The sequence below is a fragment of the Halococcus thailandensis JCM 13552 genome, from assembly GCF_000336715.1.
GTDB lineage: Archaea > Halobacteriota > Halobacteria > Halobacteriales > Halococcaceae > Halococcus > Halococcus thailandensis.
Genome location: NZ_AOMF01000158.1, coordinates 57,442 through 76,018, shown reverse-complemented (window position 1 = coordinate 76,018; position 18,577 = coordinate 57,442). Strand labels below are relative to the sequence as shown.

Annotated in this window: 12 protein-coding genes and 5 pseudogenes; 12 read left to right on the top strand and 5 right to left on the bottom strand. The window is 60.7% G+C overall.

Features of this window, described 5'->3' with window-relative positions; genetic code table 11:
- Positions 1-89: 89 nt before the first annotated feature.
- The 4 genes and pseudogenes from C451_RS11925 to C451_RS11910 all read left to right on the top strand — a co-directional run.
- A pseudogene (locus tag C451_RS11925) lies at positions 90-725 on the top strand (transposase); the annotation flags it as partial.
- A gap of 365 nt (positions 726-1,090) precedes the next feature.
- The gene (locus tag C451_RS11920) at positions 1,091-2,734 is read left to right on the top strand and encodes a molybdopterin-dependent oxidoreductase (protein WP_007740867.1); all 1,644 of its coding nucleotides are present in this window, start codon (positions 1,091-1,093) and stop codon (positions 2,732-2,734) included.
- Positions 2,735-2,800: 66 nt separating this feature from the next.
- Positions 2,801-3,922: a tellurite resistance/C4-dicarboxylate transporter family protein gene (locus tag C451_RS11915; RefSeq protein ID WP_007740866.1), complete on the top strand. Its 1,122-nt coding sequence runs from the start codon at positions 2,801-2,803 to the stop codon at positions 3,920-3,922.
- Between the two features lie 127 nt (positions 3,923-4,049).
- Entirely contained in the window at positions 4,050-4,862 is an 813-nt protein-coding gene (locus C451_RS11910) for a GHMP family kinase ATP-binding protein (RefSeq protein WP_007740865.1), read from the top strand.
- A 171-nt stretch (positions 4,863-5,033) separates the two neighbouring features.
- Here C451_RS11910 and C451_RS11905 read toward each other — a convergent pair whose 3' ends face one another.
- Positions 5,034-6,323 (bottom strand): amidohydrolase family protein, encoded by a 1,290-nt coding sequence (locus C451_RS11905; protein WP_007740863.1) that lies wholly within the window; start codon positions 6,321-6,323, stop codon positions 5,034-5,036.
- Positions 6,324-6,546: 223 nt separating this feature from the next.
- Here C451_RS11905 and C451_RS11900 point away from each other — a divergent pair.
- The 4 genes and pseudogenes from C451_RS11900 to C451_RS11895 form a co-directional block, all read left to right on the top strand.
- Positions 6,547-7,594, top strand: a pseudogene (locus C451_RS11900) (ISH6 family transposase); the annotation flags it as partial.
- Positions 7,595-7,597: 3 nt separating this feature from the next.
- Positions 7,598-7,984: pseudogene (locus C451_RS21120) on the top strand (ISH6 family transposase); the annotation flags it as partial.
- Positions 7,985-8,100: 116 nt separating this feature from the next.
- Positions 8,101-8,265: pseudogene (locus C451_RS21115) on the top strand (ATP-dependent helicase); the annotation flags it as partial.
- A 28-nt stretch (positions 8,266-8,293) separates the two neighbouring features.
- Positions 8,294-9,724 (top strand): DUF790 family protein, encoded by a 1,431-nt coding sequence (locus C451_RS11895; RefSeq protein WP_007740861.1) that lies wholly within the window; start codon positions 8,294-8,296, stop codon positions 9,722-9,724.
- 26 nt (positions 9,725-9,750) lie between these two features.
- Here C451_RS11895 and C451_RS11890 read toward each other — a convergent pair.
- Both C451_RS11890 and C451_RS11885 read right to left on the bottom strand, forming a co-directional pair.
- A pseudogene (locus C451_RS11890) lies at positions 9,751-10,044 on the bottom strand (DUF7437 domain-containing protein); the annotation flags it as partial.
- A gap of 47 nt (positions 10,045-10,091) precedes the next feature.
- Complete coding sequence (locus tag C451_RS11885; RefSeq protein WP_007740856.1) at positions 10,092-11,360, bottom strand: RNA-guided endonuclease InsQ/TnpB family protein; 1,269 nt, start codon at positions 11,358-11,360, stop codon at positions 10,092-10,094.
- 219 nt (positions 11,361-11,579) lie between these two features.
- Here C451_RS11885 and C451_RS11880 point away from each other — a divergent pair, with 219 nt between their 5' ends.
- Complete coding sequence (locus C451_RS11880; RefSeq protein WP_007740855.1) at positions 11,580-12,980, top strand: ATP-binding protein; 1,401 nt, start codon at positions 11,580-11,582, stop codon at positions 12,978-12,980.
- A gap of 43 nt (positions 12,981-13,023) precedes the next feature.
- Here C451_RS11880 and C451_RS11875 read toward each other — a convergent pair whose 3' ends face one another.
- A complete protein-coding gene (locus C451_RS11875) occupies positions 13,024-13,344 on the bottom strand; it encodes an ATP-binding protein (RefSeq protein ID WP_152420460.1) in 321 nt (106 codons plus the stop codon).
- A 268-nt stretch (positions 13,345-13,612) separates the two neighbouring features.
- Here C451_RS11875 and C451_RS11870 point away from each other — a divergent pair, with 268 nt between their 5' ends.
- The 3 genes from C451_RS11870 to C451_RS11860 all read left to right on the top strand — a co-directional run bounded on the left by C451_RS11870 (position 13,613) and on the right by C451_RS11860 (position 17,561).
- Complete coding sequence (locus C451_RS11870; protein WP_007740851.1) at positions 13,613-14,929, top strand: IS200/IS605 family transposon protein TnpB; 1,317 nt, start codon at positions 13,613-13,615, stop codon at positions 14,927-14,929.
- A 187-nt stretch (positions 14,930-15,116) separates the two neighbouring features.
- Positions 15,117-16,526, top strand: coding sequence for an RNA-splicing ligase RtcB (locus C451_RS11865; RefSeq protein ID WP_007740849.1), 1,410 nt, complete (start codon positions 15,117-15,119; stop codon positions 16,524-16,526).
- A gap of 177 nt (positions 16,527-16,703) precedes the next feature.
- A complete protein-coding gene (locus C451_RS11860; protein ID WP_007740848.1) occupies positions 16,704-17,561 on the top strand; it encodes an RNA ligase family protein in 858 nt (285 codons plus the stop codon).
- A gap of 352 nt (positions 17,562-17,913) precedes the next feature.
- On the opposite strand, the gene C451_RS11855 is transcribed toward C451_RS11860, so the two are convergent.
- Positions 17,914-18,567: a hypothetical protein gene (locus tag C451_RS11855; RefSeq protein ID WP_049913097.1), complete on the bottom strand. Its 654-nt coding sequence runs from the start codon at positions 18,565-18,567 to the stop codon at positions 17,914-17,916.
- Positions 18,568-18,577 lie beyond the last annotated feature (10 nt).

Genomic DNA, 18,577 nt, shown 5'->3' with positions numbered 1-18,577 from the left:
CCTCACCCGCTCAACCAAAACAACCATGAGCTGTGACCTCACAGTCGAGGCTACCAGAGGCAAAGTCTAGAGGACTTTGCGACGCGACCGAACGATTTCACGTCACCGAAGAGAAAGCTGACGGCACGCCGACACGCAAGCAGGTCTACCTCCCGAAGCAGTCGCGCTCGGACGATGAGGACGAAGACAACGGTCTCTCGGAGATATGGCAAGAGCTGTGCGGCGAGTGGGAGTTCGACGACATAGAGGGTAAACCGAGCGAAGGAATGTCGTTCTCGCGGCTGCTCGCGGACATCCAACGCGAAGAGGACATCGAAGAGCGTAAGCAGAAAGCAGAGAACGGCAACGTTGACACTGCCGGTACCGTCGTCTTCGAGACGAACCACCCCTACGTGACCGCCGGTGACACCGACGGTCAGCAGATGGACGCGAGAGCGTTCGTCCACATGATTGAGCGGCTAATTCGCTGGTATCGGCATCGTTGGGGCATCGAGAACGGCTTCAAGAAGCAGAAACATTTCATGGTGCGAACCACTTCCACCGAGCGCGACTATCGGTTTTTCAATTTCGCGTTCGCATGCGTGCTGTATAACGTCTGGCGGCTGGTGGACCTTCTCGTGAAACTCGCCATCGATGGCGAGAACCGTACGTACGCACCGCGAGTGGATGCGAACCAGTTTCTGACCGTCGCCAAGCAGTGCTACGGGCTCGATCCGCCTGACTGAGGCTCGGTCATCCTCTGCGACGCCCGTTCGTGAGCGATAGCTCTATTGAGCGGCTATTTGTTTCGCGCTTTGAGGCGATAATTCTGAAATCGCGATCCGACCCCGTTCACAGCTCATTTGGCACACCAAGAAAACGGCTGGAACGACCTCCCAGTCCGTGCATTCAGCGGCCACCTAGCCGACTTCAGGTTGAAGTGTCCGCGAGGAACTGCTGACCGCGTATCCGGCTGAGTTGCAGATATACTCTCGTGAGGTTGACCCAGCGCGCATGAGCAATCTACCTGCATGCTTCGTGATGGCATGCCTTGAAATAGAGAACATGTTCGGGGGTACATATATTATCACGGCAGAGCGACGTTCCCGACATGGCCCTCGAATTCCCGTGGTGGCTCCGACTCGCCCACGTCTTCAATCTCCTCTTCATGCTGCTCCTGATCCGGAGTGGGATCGGCATCATCGGCGCACATCCGCGATTCTACTGGAGCGACGACGCGATCCCCGGGACGGAGTGGCTTCGCACCGGCGATCAGGAGCGACCGACCAACATCGACAAGGAACGAATCGGCGGTGACGACGAACAGCGACGACCGACTGTGACCGAACCCGTTTCCGAGGAAGCCACCGACGGCGGGGTCAGCACGGAGGCGGCCGAGCTCCCGTCGCCGGAGGAGCGCTCGTCGGGACGGACGTCCAAGCGAGTGTCGAGGGAGAAAGAAGGGGTGTGGACGGCCGAAGACGAAGCCGATCCGTACTCCTCGTGGCTGGCACTCCCCGGCAAGGACAATCTCGGCCTCTCGCGCCACTGGCACTACTGGGGCGTAACGGGTTGGCTCATCACGGGCGGCCTCTACGTCGTCTTGCTGTTCGGCACCGGCCAGTGGGATCGATTGGTTCCGACCTCGTGGTCGATCTTCCCACAGGCGTTCGACGCGCTGGCGACGTACGCCCAGCTACAGATTCCGGCAGCGGCCGACTACAACGCGCTCCAGCAGCTCACGTACTTCGGCGTTATCTTCGTCCTCTCGCCGCTGATGATCGTCACCGGCGTACTGCAAGCGCCGGCGATGCGGGCACACTTCCCGGGCTGGTTTTCGCATATCCGCCAGAAGGCACGCTCGATCCATCTCCTCGGGATGCTCGCGTTCGTCGTCTTCATTATCGGTCACGTGAGCCTCGTCGTCGCCCACGGTTTCAGCGAGGAGATGGCGAAGATCCTGCTCGGCAGCGCCGACGCGTCGCACTCGCTCGCGCTCGCGCTCACGGCGGTCTGGATCGGTGGGGTGGTCGCGTTCCTCGTGATCGCCGATCGGGCATCGCTCAAGTGGCCCATGCGGACCAAGAAACTGCTCGAAATCGGCCTCGATTCGCTGCTGAAGCGCGTCTTCCACCATCACACCGATATCGTCGACGAGGAGAGCGAACTGCAGACCCCCTCGGAGTTCGCCCGCGTCAACGGGAAGGCCCCTCGGAACGACACGTACCGGGCGCACGTCGCCGAGGACTTCGCGAACTGGCAACTGACGGTCGACGGACTCGTCGAGAACGAACTCGAACTCTCGCTCGACGAGCTCCAAGAGCTTCCCCGGCAGTCACAGACGACGCGCCACGACTGCATCCAGGGCTGGACGTACGTCGCCCAGTGGGGCGGTGTGCCGGTCAACGAGCTCATCGAACGGTGCAACCCAGCCGACGAGGCCGAGTGGGTCGTCTTCCACACGCTCGACGAGAAATGGGAAGAACCGGACGTCGACGGCTACTACTACGAGGCGATCCGGATGGACAAGGCCACCGAGCAGGGAACGTTGCTCGCCGACGAGATGAACCACGAACCCCTGCCGATCGCCCACGGCGCGCCGTTGCGCCTGCGCCTCCGGACGCAGCTGGGCTACAAGATGGCCAAATGGGTCACGCGCGTCGAGTTCGTCGAGGACTTCGACGACATCGGCAAGGGCCAGGGCGGCTGGCGCGACGACGTGCTCAACTACTTCCCCAACAGTGCCGACATCTGATCGCGATCCCCGAGGAGCGCTGGCTCGACGGCCCCACCTCACACGCAGGATTCGGGATCAACAGCTGTGAGCGGGACGGATTGGGGAGATGGGGCCCCGACCGAGAGCGGATCGTCGCAATCGACCGGCTACATCCAAAGTGTCCTCGGTGACGTGCTGCGTGACTGGGACCCGATCTACTTCGCCCTCGTCATGGCGACGGGCATCGTCTCGATCGCGACGCGGTTGCTCGGTCTCCGTCCGCTCGGTATCGCACTCTTTGGCTGCAACGTGCTCGCGTACGCCGTCATCGGTTCGTTCACGCTCGCGCAGATCGGGCGTCAGCCGTACTCGGCCGTTCGCGATCTGACGAACTACGATCGTGCGGTCGGTTCGTTCACCGCGATCGCGGGAACCTGCGTGCTTGGGAGCCAGTTCGTCGTCTTCGACGTCTCGATACCGATCGCGACGGGATTGCTCGCCGTCGGTGGCGGACTGTGGTTCGTGCTCGTGTATGCGGTCTTCTTCGGCCTGACCGTCCGTGATGTCGACCAGCCCATCGACGAGGCGATCGACGGGAGCTGGCTGCTCGCGGTCGTCGCCACACAGTCGGTCGCCGTGCTGTCCGGACTGCTCGCGCCGGCCTACCCGTCGGTGTTACAGGAGCTGTTGCTCGTCGCGTTCGGACTCTACGCGGTCGGTGGAATGCTCTATCTGATTCTGATCACGCTCGTGTTCTACCGGATGACGTTCTTCGCGTTCGATCCACGATCGGCGACGCCACCGTACTGGATCAACACCGGAGCGGTGGCGATCACGACGCTTGCCGGGGCGATACTCGTTGCCACCAGCGGGAGTTGGGCGTTCCTCGCCGCCCTCCGACCGTTTCTGGTCGGGCTCACCCTTTTCTACTGGATGACCGCGACGTGGTGGATCCCGCTGCTCGTCGCACTCGGGATCTGGCGCCACACGATCGGCGGACTCGCACTTCCCCACACGCCGGGTGGATACGATCCGAGCTACTGGGGGATGGTGTTCCCGCTCGGGATGTACACGGTCAGCACCTATCGGCTGGCGGGGGCGACCGGACTCGATACGATCGGTGTCATTCCACGATATTTCGTCGTCGTCGCCGTTCTCGCCTGGCTACTGGTCGCCGGTGGACTGGTCCGACGTGGGTTCGTTCGACTCTCGAACACCCGTGGCTGATGCGGATCGTCGACCCGGATGGATCCATCGCTGACGATCGGAGGGGAGGAGCTGACCAACTACCACGAAGCGCTCCACGGCCCGAAATCCCACCAACCTTGTATATGCTCGTCACCTGCAGACGACAATGGTGCCGACAGAATCGCCAGCCGTAACCGCAGTCGCCCCCGGAAGCGTGACGCCGATCTTCGTCCCACCGCGCTCCTCACAGGACGGGTCGTTCGGCGTGAGTTTCGCCATCGAGGACGGCGTCGAAGCGACTGTCGAACCCAGCGACGAGATATCGATCAGCCTCGACGGGGAGCCGACCGCCGTCGAACCCGTCGAGAACGTCCTCGACCGGCTGTCGGTCGCGGCGGCGGTGTCGTTGTCGGCATCGATACCGGTCGGCTACGGGTTCGGAGCCAGCGGTGCCGCGACCCTCGCCACTGCGCTGGCCGCCAACGAGGCGTTCGATCTCGGTCGGGATCGCGAACAGCTCCTCGACGCGGCCCACCACGCGGAGATCGACGCCGGGACGGGTCTCGGCGACGTCTTCATCCAGGATCGTGGCGGCCTCGTCTGGAACACCGGCGACGGTATCCAGCGCTCGGAGTCGTCGGCCGAACTCGGGTACACTGCGCTCGATGGGATCGCCACCAGTGCCGTCCTCGACGACGAACGGACCGTCGAGCGAGTTCGCGAGCACGGACAGGAGGGGCTCTCACGCGTTACTCCCGGACAGTCGCTGCGAGAGCTACTCGAACTGTCGTGGACGTTCGTCCAACGAGCCGGTCTCGCGACCGATCGCGTCATCGACGAAGTACGACGCGTCGAACGGGATGGGGGTGTCGCGAGCATGGCGATGCTCGGCGAGACCGTCATCGCCACCGGAACGCGAAACGTCCTCGAACGAACGACGCGCATCACGAACGAGGGGGCACGCATCACTGAGCTGTGAGCAAATCGATTGGTTGATCCTGAGCTACCTCACCAGCGGATGGCGAGTAGGACGCATTCGTCGGTGGCGTCGATGGCGATCCGACGAACAGAACGATCAAGACGAACCGCCGACACCGGCATGCATGGTGAACGACGGGCGGGTCGCGGTCGTCCACACCCGCCCGACGGATCAGTCGCTCCGATGAAAGTCGATGGACCGAGAGCCGCTCCGCCGTTCGACGACCGTCTCCCGTGGTTCAGTGCGCGCGATCGGCCGGCCGTCTTTGAGAACGAGTGCGCGCGGGGCCCGCGTCCGAAGCGTGTTGAACGCGTCCGGACTGTGGTAGAGCACGAGTGAGCCTCTGTTCCCCTCTTCGAGACCGTACTGCTCCGCGCCGAACACGTCGGCGTTCGCGTCGGTCAGCATCCCCCAGATCGTCTGCACGTCCTCGCGACCGTTCATGTGTGCGTAGTGGACCAAGAGATGAGCGGAATCGAGCGGGTCGGCCGTCCCGTAGTGATACCAGGGATCCATCACCGAATCGTGGCCGATGCCGACCGTCACGCCCGACTCGTGGAGTTCGTCGATCCGCGTGTGCCCGCGCCGGCGCGGGTAGTCGTCGTAGCGCCCCTGAAGAACGCTGTTGTCCGGCGGGTTCGTGATGACGCTCACGTCGCTTTTGGCCAGCAGCGAGATCAGCTTGTCCGCGTAGGCGTCCGAATACGAGTGCATCGCCGTCGTGTGACTCGCCGTGGTTCGCTCGCCGATGTCGTGGTGGAAGGCCTCGCTCGCGAGCACCTCCGTCATTCGGGAGGTCGGATCGTCCGTCTCGTCGATGTGGAGATCGAGCTGGATATCGTGCTTCTGGGCGATCTCGACGGCGGTTTCGACCTCCTTTCTCCCCTCTTCGCGCGTGTGCTCGTTGTGGGGGATACCGCCGACGAGATCGGGACCCATGCTGGCGGCCTCGCGAAGGAGGTCCTCGTTTTCTTCCGCCGTAAAGACGCCTTCCTGCGGGAACGCGACGACCTGAAGATCGACGATGTCGCTGACCTCCTCGCGCAGTTCGAGCAACGCCTCGAACCCGGTGAGCGTCTCCTCGGTGACGTCGGCGTGGGTTCTGACCCGCGTCACGCCGTTGGCCGCGAGCCACTCGATGACCTGCTCGGCTCGCTCTTTGACGCCGGTGGTGGTAAGCTCCTGCTTTCGCTCGCCCCAGATCCCGATCCCCGCCGCGAGCGTACCGACGTCGTTCCAGCAGGGTTCACCGGCCGTGAGCGCCGCGTCGAGATGGATATGTGGCTCGATCAGCGGCGGTGTGACGAACTTTCCGGCGGCGTCGTAGTGCTGGTCGCTATCGAACGCCGACGGATCGCCCTCGCCGGCCGGCACGATCCGGTCGATCGTCCCGTCCCGGATCTCGATGTCTACCTCCCTGTCGGTGCGAGTCGTCGCACCCGTCACGATGAACGACGCCATGTCCTCCGTACAGCGCCGACGGCGAAAAGTGCGTTGTTGGCGAACGACGGTGAACGATTGTTCGATATTAGCGATCTGAGAACCAATAGAACATCACGAACAGCCAGTTTCGTTCCGCTGCGAAGCGGGTTCGTACGTGTTTAGCGCGGTCCTCTCGTAGATGCCTCTGCACGTGATTCTGGTTGCTCTCCTCCGAGTATCGACGTCAGTTGATCCGGTGNACGAATTCGACCTCCACTACGTCGAAGATACAGCCGCTGACCACGACGAACCGAGCTATCTTCGGCCCGTCGAAGACGTCATCGACTTCGACGGGCAGAATCGCTATCAACAGGATATCGCGGCCAAGAGCGTCGATCTCGCTACCTCTCTCAGCTATCGAGATGCCGCCGATCACGGCGACGGCTTCGTTTCGATGCCGTCGCCAGATACCATCAACCGCCGTGCCAAAGAGTACGGCACCAAGCTCAAGCAATTCCTTCCGGACTGTGTTGGCGGAACGGACGCTGACGCTGTCATCGCCGACGGGACGAAGTGCCACAGTCAGGACAAAGACCGCTCATACCACTCCGTCCAAGCAACGCTTGGCGAGGATACTGCCGAGGACTCACACTCCTTGCTGGATCTGTCGGTCAACGCTAACTGGGACGAGACAGCAGCCGCTCTCGACGATATCAACGCAGTCACTGACGACGCTGCGGTCGTCAGTGACGCAGATACCAGTATCGTCACGGCGTTTACCAACGAAAACCGCGAGCATCAGCTCGACCTCGTCCACGTCGGCCGGACGCTAGGCTACAACCTCTGGGATGACGGCGTGTTTTCCCTGGAGCGACGCACCGAGATCGTCACAGAAGTGATCGACGAGGTGTTTCATCTGAAGAACTCGGTCGCCAAGCACCGCCCCGAGGAAGAGTTCGCCGCGATCCGCGAACGGATCGCGCGAACGACCAAGCGCATTGAGAAGACAGCGTGGCAGCTCTCGCAGTACGGTTCGAGGAAGGCTGCGGGGNCGATCCGCGAACGGATCGCGCGAACGACCAAGCGCATTGAGAAGACAGCGTGGCAGCTCTCGCAGTACGGTTCGAGGAAGGCTGCGGGGGTATCTTCGGCGGTGGCTGCCGTCGATAGTGACGTTCGCCGAGCAGGCTCTTGAGGGGTTCGAGGTGCCGTGGCCCTCGACCCCCGTGGAACGAGCGATGGGAGAGGTGGCTAACCGATGCAAGAACCAGTGGATGCGGTGGACAGAGGCCGGATTAGAAGCATTGCTCCANGCGATCCGCGAACGGATCGCGCGAACGACCAAGCGCATTGAGAAGACAGCGTGGCAGCTCTCGCAGTACGGTTCGAGGAAGGCTGCGGGGTATCTTCGGCGGTGGCTGCCGTCGATAGTGACGTTCGCCGAGCAGGCTCTTGAGGGGTTCGAGGTGCCGTGGACCTCGAACCCCGTGGAACGGGCGATGGGAGAAGTCGCCAAGCGCTGCAAGAACCAGTGGATGCGCTGGACAGAGGCCGGATTAGAGGCGTTGCTCCAACTCAGGCTCGTGAAATACGCCAATCCAGACTACTACCGAGCGTTCTTCGACGAACTCCTCACCCGCTCAACCAAAACAACCATGAGCTGTGACCTCACAGTCGAGGCTACCAGAGGCAAAGTCTAGAGGACTTTGCGACGCGACCNCGTGACCAGCCAGACCACGATCTCGACGGACTGATGGAGGAGATCGACCACCTCTTCCTCCATTCTGAGGGGAGTTTATGAACGTGCAGAGCCGAGCTCTCAGGGAGTGCATCGAAACGCCAGTACGCCCAGCGGCTCGGTCGCATCCTGCGACCTACCGACGAGCGCCAGCCCGCGCGCCTCTACGAGATCATCGCGACGGATACGATGGAGAACTACGTCTCCCAGCGCCGCCGTGAAGGCGTTGAGGCAGGAACATGACTGTGGACATCACAGTGAGCGAGAAGCCATGCTGACGGCCGACCTCGCGCGCTCACGAACCTCCGATGGTGAAGTGACGCCGCTGTTCATCGATCCTGATGATGCGCGCTATCGAGAGACGGCGAGCAAGTTGATCGAACTGTTCGAGACGCACGTCGGTGAGCCGAAAGCAGACCTCGACACCGCGATCGACCAGCTAACGGTCGCGGATACGGACTACAAGATCATTCAGGGGCTGGCGAAACTGCTGCGCGACGAGTGCGACTTCGAGACGGTAGCGGCCGCCGAGCCACACGAGATTCGCCAACGACTGTTCGAGCGGGCGAATGACTCGTATCCGATCGTTCGCCAGCCGACGCTCGAAGCGGATACCCNGATTCGCCAACGACTGTTCGAGCGGGCGAATGACTCGTATCCGATCGTTCGCCAGCCGACGCTCGAAGCGGATACCCGCAAGCTCGATGTCTACACGGCAGTCGCTGACGACCTCGGCATCTCGCTTGCGGAGTGCCATCAGGGGATGTACGCGGATCTCGACGCGAACAATCAACTCGTACGCTTCGGCGATCAGGTCGCCGAATCAGTCGAGCTGGACACTGATGGGACGACCAGCACGACCCAGTTGACCGGCCAAAGCGAGGAGTCGTACACAGGCAAGGCACTCACCGTCGAGTGGCTATTGAATCGGTACAACCTCGCACTCGCACAGGCAGTGCTCTACGATGCGACCGAGTTGCGCATTCGGATCTGGGATCAGTTTGCGACGGTGTTCAGCTACGTGAAGCTGTTCGGGCTGATGCACCGGATCTATCCGATCGACGAGCACGGCGAGCGCGTCTCTAGTACGGACCTCGCGGCTGGATATGAAGCGATCTTGGACGGTCCGGCCTCGTTGTTCCGGCAGTCGCGCAAGTACGGCATCCGGATGGCGAATTTCCTGCCCGCATTGCCCCACTGCGAGCGCTGGGAACTCGTCGCGGAGATTCTCACCGACGAGTCAGCGAACGAAACACGGGAGTTCACGCTGGATCAGACAGCTGGGCTCCAGACACACTACAGCGGTGGGAACCGGTACGACAGCGACCTCGAACGCACGTTCGCCGACAAGTGGGAGCGATCGAACACGGAGTGGGAACTGGTTCGCGAGAATGATGTAATCGATCTGGGCGCAGAGGTGCTGCTGCCGGATTTCGCGCTGGAACATCCGGATGGCCGCCGAGCGATTCTGGAAATCATGGGCTTTTGGACGCCTGAGTACCTTGAAGAGAAACTCGACAAGATCCACCAGACCGATGTGGAGAATCTGGTGTTAGCAGTGTCCGAGGAGTTGGACTGTACGAGTGAGGATGTTGATCTCGCAGCGGACCGAATACTTTGGTTCAAGACCGGCATTCACGTCTACGATATGGTTGATCTCGCAGAGGAGTATGCAGTTCAGGCAGCCTCTGCTGGTCCCTGAGTTCGTTCATCCGAGCGCGATTCCGGTTAGCCGTCCTCGCGGGGTGGGGTGTCGCGCGCGTTCCGGAGCCGGTCGAAATACGGATCGAACGCCTCCATATCGAGAACAACCGCCTGGAGGGCATGCAAGACAGCAATCCCGAATGCGGGCTGGAGATCGAGTTCGCGAGCAGCAATGCGTTCGGTCATTTCACCGTCCGTATACGGAATGGCATAGGTGAGTGCCGCAGCGAGTTTGCCAACACCGTGTTTTTCGACGAGAAGACTGAGATCTTGATTACGAGGCAGCCGTCCGATGGCATCGATGAACGTCGGGTTGACATCCTCCCCGCCCTGAAGGGCAAGGATTCCCGACCGCTGTTGGGATATTAGGGTTCGCGGGTCGTCCGTTCTGGCGGGAGAAAGACTCCTCGCGTTTTGTCGAACAGACGAACCGCTGGCTGTGCCAACCAGCCGTTACTCCTATCCTCAATGGACTCGGAGGTACTTTTCCGCCGAATGTTCTCCGCACCGTTCGTGTCGGCGTTCGCCACGGTCCCGCACTCATCGCAATCGTACAACCCGCGCTCGACGCGCTGGCTGTCCGCTTTCGTCCCACATACCGAGCAGGTCTTCGATGTATCCCGTTCGGACACCGTTTCGACGGCGATACCCTGCATCTCTGCTTTGTATTCGAGCATCGTCGTGAAGCGGTCGAACGCCCACCCGTGCAGATCGAGATTGCCGTGTTTCCCCCAATTTTTCGGGTTGCCGTTCTCGTCGTCACGGATGCCGCCAAGATCGCCGACGTACACCGTTCCGACACCGCGCTCGGCGCACTGTTCCACGATCTCTTTCGAGAGCGTATGGAAGAAGTGCGTGCGGCGGTCGGTGCGTTTTTGGTCCAATCGGCGGGCCTCGCGGGAGAACGAATCATCGCATTCGGCGCGCTTCTTAGCGAAGTAGTAGTCGTCCTCTTTGAGAGATCCACCGGGATACAACAAGGATTCGTCACCGAACGAGACGGCAGCGACATTGCAGATCCCGAGGTCCACACCCGCCGTGCGGTCGCCGGGCGATTCGGCGACTTCGACTTCGACACGACAGACAATGTGGAGTCGCCACACACCGTGTTCGTGGACGGCACGCACCTGCTGGACGTTCTTGACCGTCGTTCCCTCCGGGCCGATCACGTCGTACTCGCAGAGTACGAAGTCGGAGCGGTGTTCTTTGAGATTCCGTCCTTTGGAGAGGCGTATGCGTTGATTTTTCTCGTCGTGTTTGAAGCCCGCTTGCTTGAACGTGACCGTCGAGCGTGGATGCTCGTCGTTGTGTTTGCGGTAGCCGGGCGGGTTCGCTTTCTGGTTCCCGTTGTCGCGGTGGCCGAACCATCCGGTGAACGCTTCATCGAGTTCGGCAAGAACTCGCTGACTGGATTGTGAGTGCAAATCCACGTAGCGTTCACTCCCTTTGAGGTAGGCCTGAAGGTCGAAACCACTGGGAATCTGGCCGCAAGCGTCCCAGACGCGTTGGGCGGTCCATCGCCCAACGTTCCAGAGCTTGCTGGCGGCGAAACCAAGCGAATCGAGGTCGTCACGCACCTGCGAGTGATTTTGAATCCTCGCTCGATAGGTGCGTTTGGCCGTTCGATTCGCCATACGTAACCATGTATAGCCGGACAGTTAACATTTCCGTCCGTGGAATATCCAGTCCGGTCGCTTCCGGGGTAGCCGATGTTTGCGACCATCCGCGACAAAGCTGACGGCGCGTATCCCCGCCGTGAACGGCGAGGCTTTGCGCCTGTTTTTCACGTAATGGAAAGAACTCTCAACCACCGATCGGCTTAAGTCATTATCACGATAATCATTATCCAGCGAATGACCTTCTACGATCGGGATACGGAACTCGAAGCACTCGGACGAGCCCACGAGTCGCCCACGCACGAGCTATACGTGGTGTATGGTCGTCGACGAGTCGGAAAGACCGAGCTGCTCAAGCGGTTTTGTGCCGACCGAGCCCATATTTACTTCCTTGCTTCCCAGGAGGCAGAACACCGACAGCGTGAGAAGTTCGTCGAACAGATCGCCGGCTATGTCGGGGATCGCGTGCCACGGATTGAGGGCTGGGACGAGGCGTTTGATTACCTCGGAGAAAAACTCACAGCGGAATCGCTCGTGGTCGTGGTCGATGAGTTTCCGTATCTCGTCGCGGAAAACGACTCCCTGCCGTCGTATATACAGTCGTTCGTCGACGAGCAGTTGCAGGACACCGACTCGATGCTCGTACTGTGTGGGTCCAGCGTAAGCACAATGGAATCGGAAGTTCTCGGACACGAGAGCCCGCTGTACGGTCGCCGGACGGGCCAGATCGATCTCCAGCCGTTTTCGTTTCTGCAGGCACGGGAAGCGATCCCGTACGAATTCGAGGCAGCGGTTCGATCGTACGCCGTCACCGGCGGGACGCCGATGTATCTCACGCTGTTCGATTACACGCAGTCGCTTCGTAAGAACATCCAGACACACGTCCTCTCGCCGACGGCCATGCTGTACAACGAACCGGAGTTCCTACTGCGTACTGAGCTTCGGAATCCAGCCCGATACATGAGTATTCTCGAAGCGATCGCCACCGGACGGACGACGCCAAACGAAATCTCGGGTGTGACGGACATCGATTCGGGACCCCTCTCAAAATATCTGCGGACACTCCGGCGGCTTCGCCTTATCGATCGGGAGGTCCCAGTGACTGCTTCACGGAAGCAATCGAAGCGATCGCGATATCACGTTGCCGACGAGTTCCTCCGATTCTGGTTTCGATACATCGAACCGAATCGGTCCAGCATCGAGCAAGCCCCGGAGATGGTCCTCGAGGGAACGATCGAACCGGATCTCCCAAACCACGTCGCAACGACGTTCGAGGATATCGCCCAAGAAGCCATCTGGGCGGCGATTCGCCGCGGTGAACTCGCTCCCTACGCGGAAGTCGGCCGATGGTGGTACGGCGAACACGAAATCGACCTCGTCGGGCTCGCTCCGGACGACGATCGAATCCTTCTCGCGGAGTGCAAGTGGACCGCTGAGCCGGTCGGGTACGCACTCGTGGATGCTCTCAGGGACGACGCCGAGCACGTTCGGTGGGGATCAGGCACGCGAGACGAACGGTTCGCCCTCGTCTCGAAAAGCGGGTTCGTCGATGGTCTCGAAGACGATCTCGGTGACCACTGGTCGCTGTTCGGTGCGTCGGAACTCGAATCGCTGCTGGCGCCTGCGAACAGTAGCTGAGGCAGTTCAAGGTGAACTCGTTGGCTGTCACTTTGAGAGGAAACTACTGGCCGGAGTCGACCTCCGATACTGCCTCCATGACGTCCTGTTGGGTGACCTCCCCGGAACCAGTCTCGCTTTTGGCGCGTTGCATTGCCTTGCGGGCGGAACGCTCGGCAACGTTCGCCATATCGCTGGCCACGAATCCATCGGTTCGGGCACCGATTGCTTCTGGGTCGATGCCATCAACCGGTGCCGAGAGATGAGCGTCGAAGAGGGCAATGCGAGTGTCAGCCGCCGGTGGCGGAACTTCGATCTTCTCGCTGAAGCGGCCCGTTCGAAGCATGGCAGCATCCAGGTCATCAGGCCGATTGGTGGCATCGATGACACGAAATAGAGCGGAAGCCCATCCCCTTCAGGGGTGGGTTCAAGCGGTAGGCTCTGCCGAAGAACTGCCGGCTATTGTTATGCCGGGGTCTCAACGTTATCGAGACCAACACGAAGGAGCGTTTCGTAGGCTTCGGTTAACGCCACATCGTTCGCTTCGGCGTAATCTTTCACGGCTCCATGCGTCTCGTTTGAAAGGTTAATATTTGGCCTCATACTTGGACCACAGGACTCATTATACATAAGGACGTATAGTGGTTGTGGCGATGAAGCGCACCAACACCTTCGACGTGGCCCCGATGTCCGACAAGGACGCGGAGCTACTTCACCGCGTGTTGGACGCTTCGGCGTCGCTGTGGAACGAACTCAACTACGAACGCCGGCAGAACTTCACCGACCCGGACATCGACAAGCCGGTGTGGGAGACCGAGGACTATCGCAAGCGGTACAAAGGCGTCCTCGGCAGTGCGACGGCCCAGCAGATGATTCGGAAGAACGACGCCGCATGGCGGTCGTTCTTCGCTCTCAAGGAGAAGGGCGAAGCGAACGGTCTGCCGGGGTATTGGGGCAACGAGGACGACGGGCGCGAGTTGCGGACCTACGTCCGCAACGACCAGTACACACTCGAAACGGGCGAATACTCTCGCCTCGAAATCCCAGTTGGATCGGACCTCAAAGACGAATACGACCATACTGGACGCTTACGCCTCGAAGTGCGCGGCGGACCGAAGTGGTCCGGCAAACAAGGCCGGCTCGAACTCTACTACGACGATATGAGCGACCGATTCAAAGCCATTCAACCTGTCTCGGAGATTTCTCGGCAGGACTCACCATTAGCCGACGAAACGGCTGCTTTGGACATCGGCGCAAACAACATCGTCGCGTGTACGACTTCGACCGGCCAGCAGTATCTCTACGAGGGACGCGACCTGTTCGACCGCTTCCGCGACACAACGCAGGAAATCGCGCGGCTGCAATCGTTGCTCGAAGACGGACGATACAGCAGCCACCGCATCCGGCGGCTGTATCGACGGCGAACACGGCGGCGCGACCATGCGATGGACGCACTCGCCAGAGACCTCATCGAACGGTTGCACGCCGACGGCGTGGCAACCGTGTACGTCGGAGCGCTCACCGACGTGCTCGAAACGCATTGGTCGGTGGAAGCGAACGCGAAGACGCACAACTTCTGGGCGTTTCGAGCGTTCATCGAGCGCATCAGTCACACCGCCGAGGAATACGGTGTCACGGTCGTAGAACGGTCGGAAGCGTGGACTTCCCAAGAGTGCCCGCAGTGTGGTTCGACGGAGCGAACCACACGGCACAAGGACACACTCACCTGCGAGTGCGGCTTCGAGGGACACGCGGACCTCGTAGCATCCGAGACGTTCCTCAAGCGCCAGACAACGGTATCACGGCCGATGGCACGACCTGTATGCCTCAAGTGGGACAACCACGATTGGTTGGAGACATCATACTCTCATCGTCCCAACGAGGAGCATACGAACCCGCAAGTTGCCTCCGTGGGGGAGGGCGCTAATGCCCGGCGAAGACCCCCAGCGCGAGGAATCCCACGGCTTTAGCCGTGCGGAGGATGTCAAGACGCAGCCGAACCACCACCATACTACGATCCGGCACGCAGAGAAGGCACACACCGCCGACAGTGATCGATGACGATTCCAAAGACAGTTGCACGACGAGCGACAACGATCACGCAAGCCGTCCCTGAGAACTACTGCTTGGTACCGTACAGCAGCGATGGGTAATCCAATGACAACAACGATCGAAGGCGACTATACGACAGCCGAGGTGTTCCTCGACGAAGAGAACCTCGAGGACCTCACCAGAGAACAGATCCAGGAGATGGTGGACCACGAAGCGTTCACCGAACCTGTTCGGGTGATGCCCGATGCTCATCCCGGCGCAGGCTGTGTGATCGGCTTCACAATGGCGCTCGACGACAAGGTCGTCCCGAACGTGGTGGGAAGCGACATCGGCTGTGGCATGTTCGCGATCAAACTCGCCGAAAAGCCCGACCTCTCGAAGGCAGAGATCGACGAGCGCATTCGCGAGACGATCCCGATGGGGTGGCACTCCCACGACAACCAGGCATACCATATCGGCAACGACTTCCCGTGGCAGGAGACCACCCACAAGATCGATCGCCTCCAAGAAAGCTTGACCGAACGGATCGATTTCGAGGGGTACGATCTCGAGTATTTCAAAGAGCTCTGTGAGCGCGCGCAGGTCGATCTCAACAAGGCGATCAACCAGATGGGAACGCTCGGTGGAGGCAACCATTTCATCGAGATCGCCGAAGCCGAGCAGACCGGCGAGTGGTGGGCCGTCTTCCACAGTGGAAGCCGTGCGTTGGGCAACGCCGTCGCGGAACACTGGCAGGACACGGCCACCGAGCGACGGAACGAGACGACCATCCCACAGCTCACCGACGAGGACGTCCCCGACGAGATCCGCGAAGCCGGCGGGACAGCGGCCATGCTCACAGGCAAGGAAGGCCGCCGTATCGACATGGAGCGCGCGGCAACCTTCTGTCGCGAAACCTTCGACGGTGAGACGATCGAGGCAAACCTCAATCGCATCCGGCAGGTGCGCCACGACCGCGCCGAACAGCTCGAAGACGATCGCAACACCCATTTGGACTATCTCGAAGGGGAGGCCGCCCACGGCTATCTCATCGACATGGCGTTCTGTCAGACCTACGCGTGGGAAAATCGGCGATATATGGGCGAACTCGTGGCCGACGCGCTCGGCGTCGAGATCGCCGACTCGATTCATTCACCACACAACCTGATCGACTTCGACGATCTCGTCATCCGGAAAGGCGCGACCCGAGCCCACGACGGCGAGCGGCTGATCGTCCCGTTCAACATGGGCGAAGGGTCGGTGATCACCGAAGGGAAAGGCAACAGCGACTGGAACAGGAGCGCGCCGCATGGGGCTGGCCGCGAGGGCAGTCGGACGTGGGCCAAAGACGAGTTCACGATGGAGGAGTTCGAGAATGCGATGGACGGCGTGTTCTCGACATCGGTTTCGGAGGAGACGCTCGACGAATCGCCGATGAGCTACAAGGATCCTGCCCTGATCGAATCTCGACTCGCCGAAACCGGCGAGATCAAGGATCGTCTGGAGCCAGTTATCAACTGCAAAGCGGACTGGTAACTCTGCTGGGGACAGACGTTCCAGTAGGGACGAACAGGTGCCACTCGGCGACATAGTCAGACTCGGTCGATCAATCAGCGAGACAGTGACTCTGTGGTATCGAGCTCAACCGCGCGGACAAACAGGCCACATGATGAGTAGCGAGCACCTGTTCGGTATCACCGATCGAAAGACGCCATGAAACAGTTCCCATCGATCCCCCGACTCGCAAACGCACCCGACCGACTTTTCAAGACGGGCCATGTCTGGCTGCTCGAGAAAGTCGACGGCGCGAACGTTCGCTTTCAGCTCCAGGAATCGGGCCTGATCGTCGTCGGCGATCGAAGTCGAGTGTACGACGATCCCGACGCGATCCCGACACCGTATCGACACGCCGTTCGCCATATCCGAGAAAACCTCGATCGACAGGCGCTACGACGTGCCGTCGACGATCCCACGGAGATCGTCTTTTTCGGAGAGGCCATGCATCACCACACGATCGAGTACGACTGGCAGCGGACGCCCTCGTTTCTTGGGTTTGACGTCTGGTCGGCCAGCAAACAGCAGTTCTATCCGTTCGATGCCGTCGAGCGGATCTTCGAACAACTGGGCCTCACCCCCGTGAACGCCTTCGAGAAGGAACGTCGTGTACGACATTTCGATCCCGAGGCGTATACCATCCCGCAGTCGGCATGGTACGACGGCCCCGCTGAGGGAGTCGTAGTCCGGAACAAACGTGGCGACCGGGCAAAACTGCTCCATCCCGACTTCAAGGAGGTCGACGACACGATGGCGGTCGATGCAACGGCCGAGGAGCTGGCAGCGAAATACGCCACGCGACGCCGCTTCGAGAAGCTCACCAACAAGCTTGACGACCAAGGAAAGCCGGTCACGTTCGACGAACTCTACGAGCGAACGCTCGAGGATATCGTCCGTGAAGAGCACAAACAGCTCCACCATGGCGAGCGAGATATCGATCTACAGCTGTTTCGATCCACAGTCGCGGGCCGGACACGGTCGTTTCTCGACGATGGACGCAGCGACGCGGATCGCTAGTCGATACGACAGCGATCACTCGGAGCCGAATCGAGGGAACGCTCGCCGGCAGAAAATGCCGACGACACGGGCAGGCGGACAGCAAGTGACGACAGAGCCGTCCAACAGTGATCGGTTCGAACTCCAGAACAACCCGCCGAATATGGAGCCGAGACAGCGGGATCGACAACGAAGGAGATGGGAAAGAAGACACTGCAGTGGCATCACCGTGGCCCCCTTCAGGTCCGGTCGACTGATTGCGCCGGATCAGCCGAATCGGAGTATACTAGTCAGATGTATAACTCTTTTCTAAACGGAACACAACGTGGCTACCGAGGAAAGCGATGAGAACAGACGAAACGCTCCTGAACCATCACTCGACGGATCGTTCGACCGTTTCTCCGGGGTCGACGGTCGCCCAGAGTTCGCCGTTCTGGTAGATCTTCAGCGTTGCCGAGCCCTGGTTGTCGACACTCGAGAGCTCGCCGTCCGTCGAGTACGAATCGACGCCGCCATCGCCGACGAACCCGTACGCGCCCGATACGTAGCCCGTGTAGTCGGGGTTGTCAGCCGTGCTACCGGGGTTGGCCTTGGCTTCGTAAGAGAACGACTCCGTACCCCCAGCCCCCGCCGCGAGGCTGTATTCGGACTGGCCGCCACCGACCGCCTCGACTCTGATGAGGTTCTCGCCTGTCGGCGATGCGTCGGGATCGACGCTCTCCTCGCCTCCCGCGCCGGGTTCGACGGTGGTGTACAGTTCGCCATCGAGATAGACCTTCAGCGTCGCGTCGCCATCGTTGACGAAATCAAGCGATGGATTGCCCTCGACGGTCGGACGGTACTGGTAGCTATCGACGCCACCATCGCCGACGAACCCTTCCGCGTAGTACGGATCATCGAGAATCACGCGGTCTTCGAACGCAACCGACGCCTCGGTGTCAGCTTCGCTTCCCAAATCGAGGCCAGGTCCAGTTCCGGCATACATCCGGTAGTAGGACTCGCCCGAGCCGGCCGCAACGATCGTCACGTTATGCCAA

Bases quoted from the DNA above. Each gene is read 5' to 3' on its own strand.
- C451_RS11870 (WP_007740851.1), top strand. From the start codon at position 13,613: ATGAAGCGCACCAACACCTTCGACGTGGCCCCGATGTCCGACAAGGAC.
- C451_RS11865 (WP_007740849.1), top strand. From the start codon at position 15,117: ATGACAACAACGATCGAAGGCGACTATACGACAGCCGAGGTGTTCCTC.
- C451_RS11920 (WP_007740867.1), top strand. From the start codon at position 1,091: ATGGCCCTCGAATTCCCGTGGTGGCTCCGACTCGCCCACGTCTTCAAT.
- C451_RS11860 (WP_007740848.1), top strand. From the start codon at position 16,704: ATGAAACAGTTCCCATCGATCCCCCGACTCGCAAACGCACCCGACCGA.
- C451_RS11885 (WP_007740856.1), bottom strand. From the start codon at position 11,360: ATGGCGAATCGAACGGCCAAACGCACCTATCGAGCGAGGATTCAAAAT.
- C451_RS11880 (WP_007740855.1), top strand. From the start codon at position 11,580: ATGACCTTCTACGATCGGGATACGGAACTCGAAGCACTCGGACGAGCC.
- C451_RS11905 (WP_007740863.1), bottom strand. From the start codon at position 6,323: ATGGCGTCGTTCATCGTGACGGGTGCGACGACTCGCACCGACAGGGAG.
- C451_RS11910 (WP_007740865.1), top strand. From the start codon at position 4,050: ATGGTGCCGACAGAATCGCCAGCCGTAACCGCAGTCGCCCCCGGAAGC.